This window comes from Alcanivorax sp. HI0044, assembly GCF_001634945.1.
The window spans coordinates 1-1083 of sequence record NZ_LWEZ01000625.1; the positions used below are offsets into that span (position 1 = coordinate 1).

2 protein-coding genes are annotated in these 1083 nt (G+C 42.8%); one reads left to right on the plus strand and one right to left on the minus strand.

Going from position 1 to position 1083, the window contains the following annotated elements; translation table 11 throughout:
- The first annotated feature begins 155 nt into the window (after positions 1–155).
- A complete protein-coding gene (locus A3730_RS07550; protein ID WP_082872295.1) occupies positions 156–845 on the plus strand; it encodes a sugar phosphate nucleotidyltransferase in 690 nt (229 codons plus the stop codon).
- Here A3730_RS07550 and A3730_RS32575 read toward each other — a convergent pair.
- The coding region (locus A3730_RS32575) for a hypothetical protein (protein ID WP_231883890.1) at positions 842–1083 on the minus strand (242 nt) is incomplete at its 5' end. The genes A3730_RS07550 and A3730_RS32575 overlap by 4 nt on opposite strands.

Here is a 1083-nt window from a genome sequence, read left to right on the forward strand (position 1 = left end):
GCTACCTCCTCTAGGTATCTACGTAGATGCGGTCTAAATAGAGCTTTCTCTAGGCTTATTTACCCCACGTTAGGCGTTTCCTACCCTTTGTTCGCGGCACGGCTTAATAGTCAGGCAATGCGCGCATCCATGTCATTGGTAGATTCAGAGAAAAGATGATGAAAGCAGTGATTTTATGTGGTGGACAAGGGCTGCGTATGAAAGGCTGCTTTGGGAATACCCCAAAGCCATTAGTGGAAGTACAGGGCAAGCCTATCCTTGAACATATAATTCATCATTATTGTCTTTATGGGGTGTCTGAGTTTGTATTGTTGGTTGGAGCAAATGAACTGGCTTTTCGGCAGTTTGCTGATCGATATAAGGGTGGCAGCGTTTTAATAAAGGTGCTTCAGACGGGGGAGGATACTCCTACAGGTGGTCGCTTGGCTATTGCATCGCATTTATTTAAAAATGAGAAAAACGTCTTGGCTACATATGGAGATGGAATCGCCAATCTGAACGTCGATGCCTTGGTAGACCAGCATATTTCTTCTGGTAAAGGTGTGACTTTGACCGCCGTACAGCCCCGGCTGCCGTTCGGTTTACTAGATGTTGATGATAGTGCCTCTGTCATTTCTTTTATCGAAAAGCCGATGATGCCTCAGCTGATAAATGGTGGTTTCTTTGTGATTTCGACCGAGGTTTTAAAGAAACTTGATTTAGACAGTGATTTTGAAACTGATGTGCTGCCTTCCCTTGTTGACAAAGGGGAGCTTGGTGCATATTTCCATAAGGGTTTCTGGCAGAGTATGGATACTTATAAAGATGTTGTTAGATTGAATTCGATGGAGTTGCCGACGCTTTAAGAATTATGACTCTTTGACATTTTGTATTTCTCTAACTCGCCTCTGTGAGTAAGTATCTCTGTGAGTAGCTTTGCGGATTGGTGTTCGTAATTTCTAGAAAAAACAGGGTCTTTCTTCGCTTTTGCTGGGGTTGGAGAGTCGGTTGCCTCGATTTTTATAAAGCTTGAATCCGTAAATCTGATATAAGAGCCTTCTTTAACAAATCCCTTATTCTGTACCAGGTTTTTCCCTGGAATAA

Bases quoted from the DNA above. Each gene is read 5' to 3' on its own strand.
- A3730_RS07550 (WP_082872295.1), top strand. From the start codon at position 156: ATGATGAAAGCAGTGATTTTATGTGGTGGACAAGGGCTGCGTATGAAA.